The 6,673-nt window shown below is 34.0% G+C and carries 6 protein-coding genes and 1 pseudogene; all 7 read right to left on the reverse strand.

Features of this window, described 5'->3' with window-relative positions; translation table 11 throughout:
- Nucleotides 1–553 (reverse strand): annotated as a pseudogene (locus Q0409_RS05180) (hypothetical protein); the annotation flags it as partial.
- A 17-nt stretch (nucleotides 554–570) separates the two neighbouring features.
- The gene (locus Q0409_RS05185; protein ID WP_298535800.1) at nucleotides 571–1,608 is read right to left on the reverse strand and encodes a siphovirus ReqiPepy6 Gp37-like family protein; all 1,038 of its coding nucleotides are present in this window, start codon (nucleotides 1,606–1,608) and stop codon (nucleotides 571–573) included.
- A gap of 3 nt (nucleotides 1,609–1,611) precedes the next feature.
- On the reverse strand, nucleotides 1,612–2,466 hold the full coding sequence (locus Q0409_RS05190) for a phage distal tail protein (protein WP_298535802.1): 855 nt from the start codon (nucleotides 2,464–2,466) through the stop codon (nucleotides 1,612–1,614).
- Entirely contained in the window at nucleotides 2,459–5,203 is a 2,745-nt protein-coding gene (locus Q0409_RS05195; RefSeq protein WP_298535804.1) for a hypothetical protein, read from the reverse strand. Before Q0409_RS05195 ends, Q0409_RS05190 begins: the two co-directional genes overlap by 8 nt.
- Nucleotides 5,204–5,217: 14 nt before the next feature.
- Nucleotides 5,218–5,379, reverse strand: a complete 162-nt coding sequence (locus tag Q0409_RS05200) for a hypothetical protein (RefSeq protein ID WP_298535806.1) — start codon at nucleotides 5,377–5,379, stop codon at nucleotides 5,218–5,220.
- A 104-nt stretch (nucleotides 5,380–5,483) separates the two neighbouring features.
- Nucleotides 5,484–5,798, reverse strand: coding sequence for a hypothetical protein (locus Q0409_RS05205; RefSeq protein WP_298535808.1), 315 nt, complete (start codon nucleotides 5,796–5,798; stop codon nucleotides 5,484–5,486).
- Nucleotides 5,799–5,913: 115 nt separating this feature from the next.
- Nucleotides 5,914–6,673 (reverse strand): major tail protein (locus Q0409_RS05210; RefSeq protein ID WP_298535810.1); only part of this gene is annotated, 760 nt, incomplete at its 5' end.

Raw genomic sequence — 6,673 nt, forward strand, 5'->3', positions numbered from 1 at the left:
TTTCAAATTGTGATTGCCATTGTGCAAATAAAGTGGTTGAATCCATCTGCTGAATAAGTCCCTGAACAAATCCACATAAATTGCTATTTCCTCTGGTATCAGTGATAAGTGCTGTAGTAATTGCTGTGATCTGTTTTGGAACACTAATTTGTGCAAGGCATAATTCATATCTTGTAGAAGTTCTTGTCATAGAAGGTGCAGTTGGTGTAGATGCCAATGTTCCTTTTTTAACTTCAATACCCATTTCCCTTGCATCAAAATCAACATAGAATACAACAGCATCTATTCTATTAAGCAAAACATCAGATGAATCAATTGCCAATGTCAAATCAGCTGTGTTAATCATCTTATGACCATTAATCCAGCCTTGACCAGTTCCAACAATAACATTCATTCCTGAACCGGCACGAACCTGAAGTTGTGTTGATGGATTAGGAAATACACCATTACCCACTAACTTATCAAGATAAGATGTCACATCTTCAGCATTATAAACCCTGTCATATTCTCCACCTGATTCTACTGCATTAAAAAAATAACCTAAAATTGCCATGTCTTATAACCACCTTTCTAAATTCCAAATGTTGGAAGAATTGAATATTCACCTGTTTCATCAACAGATTCTATAACTTCTACTAATCTACTATTAACTACAATTCCCCATCTTTGATTTTCTATAACACATAAATCACCCAAAAATACATCCTCACGATATTTAACATTGTCAAAATATACACTACCAGTAAAGGCTGTGGTGTACTTAGTCAGGGAATCTTTACCAGATGCTTCAAGTAGTTTGTTATAATCACTCAGTGGGATTTCTCCACCATTACTTTGAATCTGTCTTTCATCCTTATAGACTTCATATCTTCCAAGTCCTGTTTCACCAGATGAAACCCATAATGCTTTTCTATCAAGTCCATCACCTTCACCAGCTACCCACACAGCTGTTGAAATATCCTTATAACATTCTTCATACTGTGAAGACAAAAGATTGTCATATTGATCTGAAAATATAACCCAAGGATTTTCATCCTGGTCATAGGTCCTATCTTCACCCTTATACAACTTAAATACAAACTGATTAGATGAATTCATAGTGACTTTAAATCCCACACCATAAACCATGCAGATTTCTGAAACTGTTTCCAAAAGATTATCACCTGTAAACTGTGTGTCAATCTTATCAGTAAATGAAGAAGAATCTATGATAAAATTATTTATCTTCCTAGCACTTATAACAGGATTAACCAAACAAGAATTAACAAGTGCTTCAATACAATTACTTAATCGACCACTACAGTTTGTTTGTGGTGCTATGATTCTTCTTCCAAGTATTGATTGAAGAAATCTACCGGTTACAGTCATTGTTTCTTCAAGATCTTCATTTCTATTAATGATTATATCTTCTATTATACCCACATTTTCGTCATCATCCCTTATGATATAAAAATCTTTTTTAATCAGGTTAATGTTTTTAGCATTAACAGGAATAACAAGTTCAAAATCACCAGTATTGTAATAGCGTGAAGTCCAAATGAATGATATATATTCATCAATAGCAGCTAATCTTGTGAAGTTTGTGTTCATAATAATTGGAATCATCATAACTTATACCCCTTCATACAAGTTGTTATGCTTGAATGTAATATTTAAATCAGCATCCTGACCTGTTCCAACTTCATAGACAAATGTGTCACCATTAGGTGATAATTGAAGCCATGTTGAACCTTGTATAACATAGTTAAAAATATTAGATTCAACACCACTTCTTAATAATGTTGCTGTCTTTTGTCCTGGTCTTGTATCAAGTGTGATTAAATCACCCTGTTCCATGTCAATATCCAACCCTATATATTCTTGTGTAACATAGTTAAATATCTTAGGATCAGAAACATTTTGTGCTGCATACATTTCAATTATCATTCCACATTCAACATCACCATCATTTTCAATGCTAATACCTGTTTCATTGTTTATGTATGACATAACAAGTTCAGGTGTTTCAGTGGATGCAAAAGGAAAATGAAAAGCCTTAACAATATTCCTAAGTTCATTTACAATCATTTGTGCTTCCTTGAAAAATGGTGAAGGACAAACAATAGCACAAGTCACTATTTGTTTCATTTCAAAATAATCTATATTGATGCTTTCAATGTAACCTTCAACATATACATTTCTATAATCACCAATATATGTCATTTTTACATACTGTTTGGCTTTAAGCACCTTATATACTTCTATTCTGTTTTTAGCTGCTTCATATTCAATAGCAAATGCAATATTAATATACCTGACATTTAGCTTTGATGAATTGAATTTTGCACCATCCATCAAAGCTATGTCAGATAAGTTGATTGTGGCATCTGGGGGATTCAAGCCTTCAATCCGGGTGACAGTAAATGCAGAATTAGAAGCAAAGTTTATTTTATCCCCTGTTTTATTTTCAAGAATTAATTCAAACATGGCCTAACCTCACTTTTGAGCTGAACAACAAGTTGTTTGTTTCTCTGTATAAAGTCAAATTGTCAACTGGCTTAGCAGAATTGATAGTCTGGTTAAATGTAACATTCTGTGTTGATGATCCACTCTTTTTACTGTTGCTATGACCACCACTACTTGATGTGACATTATTAGACTGATTGCTAATATCTGTCTTAAGTTCATTCATAGCACCATTGATAGTTGTTTTCATATCCTGAAGACTTGAAGGCATATCATCTTTGATACCTTCAGCAACACCCTTGGTTAACCACTTACCAACCTTGTCACGCATTGCCTTAGATGGTGACTTAATTCCAAATGCATCTTTAAAGAATTGAATTACATTACCAGTCCAACCATTGATTTTATCTTTAATCCAATCTGTTGAACCTGAAATACCATCCCAAATACCTTTAACCATATCTGATCCTATGCTATTAAATTTAGCCTTAATTTCATTTATATATTTAAAAAGGTTTTCTGTACTATTAACAACACCATCTTTTATACCATTAATGATAGTTTTACCAACTGATAACCAATCATATGAAGCAAAAGAATCTCTAATTTGCTGTGAACACAGTCCTACACCTAAAACTAATTCTTTTAACAGTCTTGGAAGATTTTCACCAAGTGCTGAAATAAGTCTATCGAATATCTGGAATGACATTTCATTTAATCTTGGAAGCTCTTTTAAGATTGTAAACACTACTTCAGGAATCAATTTTGCGACCATATTAAGAAGATTTGGAAGTTCATCTGTGAATCCTTCAAGAATTGTAATTACAATATCAACACCAGCTGATATTAATTGTGGCATAGCTCTTAAAAGTGCTTGAAGTAAACTTTTAACCAGTTTAGGCATTTCCTTAATTAATATAGGTAATGACTTAGTAATGCCATTTACAAGTGCTTGAATTAAGTTTAAGGCTGCATCCAACATTGCGTTTGAATTATCAACTATCACTTGCACTAATTGCATAACTAAATCAACCATCATAGGAATCAAATCTTCAAGTAATGCACTGGAAGAATTAAGAATACTTATAATAGTGTCAATTATAAACTGAAGTGATTCTGGTAATACCTCAACAGCTTCTTCCATTAAACTTTTTATTAATCCAGGTATAACAGATAATATTTCTGGAATTGTCTGTTTTAAACTATCACCAATGGTTTTAAAAACACTCACAAGTTGTGGAACACCTTCTGATACAAGATCAGGAATCATTCCTAATACTTCAGGAACAAACTTTTCAAGAAGACCTACAATTGTCTTACCAATACCACTAACAGTTGTTTTAAGTCTTGGAATTATGTTTGTACCAAAGTTAGTTACTGCAGACATAAAGTCTTCCAACAATGCATCAAAATCAGCACCATCATCAGCCATACCTACAAGCAAATTAGACCAAGCTGCCTTAGTCATATTAAGTGAACCTGTAATTGTTGTAGATGCTTCTTCAGCTGTTTTACCTAAAACACCATACTTATCTGCAGTTTTTTCCAAGATGTCAAGAATATCAGCTGATGATAATTCTTTTACATCATCAACCATATATCCGGCATCCTTTGCTGCTTCCAAGAATCCTTCCTGTGTTCCCTTGATACCAATATTTAAGTTATCAATATAGTTAAATGATCCTTTTAATGCCCAGTTAACAGCATTAGCAGCTGTTTCAAATGAATAGCCAAATGTATTAGCCAAGTCACTGTTTAAGGTCATTAATCTGTTTGTTGCATCAATAGCTTCATTCTGATCTTCAATGTCAGTTTTCATTAAAGGATAAGTTGATGAAAATGCTGTGAAATAGTCATTCTGTGACATAGTTAAGTTTTCCCATGCCTTTGCTGACATTTCAAGCACCTTATCAATCTGTTCTGATCCAGTTTCAATGCCACCAAACATTGATTCAATACCACCTACTAACTGTTCATATTCAGCATATGAAGCAATAGCTTGTTTGCCGGTATCAAGCATTGTTTGACCAACCTTAACAAGTCCATCAATCACCATTGTGATTCCTTCTGTTACAAGGTTAGCCATAACACCTTTAAGCACTGTAAATCCACCTGATAAAGTGGATGTTGATTCTGATGCCTGGTTAGATGCATCACTTACATTATTAAGTGACTTATCATATTCATTAGCTGATTCTGATGCTTCAGCTAATTTCTTTTTATTATCAGCCAAACTTCCTGATAATGTTTCTATTTGATTTGCAAGTGACTTAGCTTCTTTAGAGTGCTTACCATACTGACCAACAGTATCAACATAAGCCTTCTTAAGTGATTCAAGTTCTGCTTCCTGTTTCTTAACAGTATTAGTCAAACTTGATTCTTCAGCTTGCATTTCTTTCAGTTTTTTAGTGTATGTATTAATAGAAGCTTCAGTCTTATTAACTGCAGCTTTCTGGTTTTCAATCTGGATTTTAAGTCTTTGTGCTTCAGCTGAATCTTCACCTAAAGTGTCTGCAACAATTGCATATTGTTTCTGTAATTGCTGAAGAATAGATTTCTGTTGTGGAAGCGTTTTGTTTAACTGACTAAGTTTTGCTTCCAACCCATTTGCACTTGTTTGCCACTTATCCATTCCGGCTGTGGCTGCTTTGAATTCAGCATTAGCCAATGAAATAGATCTTTTAGCATCTTGCATGGCTGATTTTAACTGTGATATATCAACCTTCCATTTCATTGTAGATTCATTATTCTTAGCCATTGTTACTACCTCAATTAATACCAATTGTCATTAGTTGCTTGTCTTCTGATGTGAAGATTTCCGTCTTTATCTCTCCAAGCTCTATCATTGGATTTAAGTCCATTGGATTTTCTGTTCTTACTGTTTATCCAGTGAAGAAGTTTAACCACTTCACCAAACTTTTCCCTTCTTACCATAAAAGGTGTTAGTGATTGGTATTTTTGACACAAGTTGTCAGCCAGGTCAAAAAAGATGTTAGATAAAGAATCGGCAACGGCATCATTAGATCCGTTGCCGTCTATTAGTTTTTTGATTTAAAAGAATCCTGAACATAACCAAACAGTTCAACAAACATTGGAATTAATTCCTTAAGCTTGATGTATCTTAATTCTTCTTTGGTCAGTCCTTCTGAAGCAAAGATGTCAAGAATCAGGTCTTCAATCTTGCCCCTATTTGCTACTATCAGTTTCAATAACTCAGTGTCATTATTCAAACTTTCAAGTCCATTATCCAAAACATCAAGAATGTCCTGGATTGTTCCATACATAATGTCATATGAATCTATCTCATATGTCTTCTTTATAGTTTTCTGATCTGAATAAATATTCAATGTCATTTCTATTGCCTTCCTTTCTTTATATGGCAAAGTGGGTAATCTTGATTGAAGACAACAGCGAAAAAAATCAAGAAATATGATGCATCATACTGTCCCCACTATGTCTATTATTAAATTAATTACTTGATACAGCTGTAGCAGCTACTACAATATCACCTGTTACAGATGCAATTGCAATCTTCTGTGTACCAACTGTCCAAGCTGTTGATGTTACATCTTCTGCATTCATAAGAACAACTACATCATCAAGTGTGTAACCATCTTCAGGAGTTAATGTTGCATTGTATGTTCCACCAACTGCTACAGATGTTGCTGCATTATCTGTGGTTACATGGCTAAGTGAATTCATAACCCTTGCAATGCTTCCACCACCAAATGAATCACAAGTTGTAACAACAGCAAAGAAGGTTGATAAGTCAACAGAAGTGCTTCTTTCATCAACAACAAGTGCCTTTTCAGAAGTTCCACTCTTAGTAAACTTATGCTGTGTCATAATGCCTGTGAAAGTTAATGTCTGATTATTTGAATCAGTTCCATTGTTTTCTGTCTGTGAAGTTTCATCTGGAATACCAAATGATCCTTTATATCTCCATACATATCTGTATGTTCCATCTGTCAACTTTAATCTGTAACCTAAAGCAAAATACTTAGGTGTTCTTTCACCATCCATGAAAGCACCTGTTGCTGAATCATATGTCTTGCCAGTAATAGCAGCCAATGTTTCAAGGTCAAGTGCCGGTACAGTTAAAGTGATAGTGTCAGCACCTTCTGCATTAATAGTTAATGCCGGTTTGTTATCGTAATATTTTGTGTCCTGTGCAGTTTCAACAGACTTGCTGATGAAATCGTTGCGGGAATTATAGATTTGTTCGGTT

It is taken from the genome of uncultured Methanobrevibacter sp., from assembly GCF_937898925.1.
In the GTDB taxonomy this organism is placed as follows: Archaea; Methanobacteriota; Methanobacteria; order Methanobacteriales; family Methanobacteriaceae; genus Methanobrevibacter.

What these genes read in the sequence shown, in the direction of transcription:
- Q0409_RS05205 (WP_298535808.1), bottom strand. Translation starts at nt 5,798, where the DNA reads ATGACATTGAATATTTATTCAGATCAGAAAACTATAAAGAAGACATAT.
- Q0409_RS05185 (WP_298535800.1), bottom strand. Translation starts at nt 1,608, where the DNA reads ATGATGATTCCAATTATTATGAACACAAACTTCACAAGATTAGCTGCT.
- Q0409_RS05200 (WP_298535806.1), bottom strand. Translation starts at nt 5,379, where the DNA reads ATGGTAAGAAGGGAAAAGTTTGGTGAAGTGGTTAAACTTCTTCACTGG.
- Q0409_RS05195 (WP_298535804.1), bottom strand. Translation starts at nt 5,203, where the DNA reads ATGGCTAAGAATAATGAATCTACAATGAAATGGAAGGTTGATATATCA.
- Q0409_RS05190 (WP_298535802.1), bottom strand. Translation starts at nt 2,466, where the DNA reads ATGTTTGAATTAATTCTTGAAAATAAAACAGGGGATAAAATAAACTTT.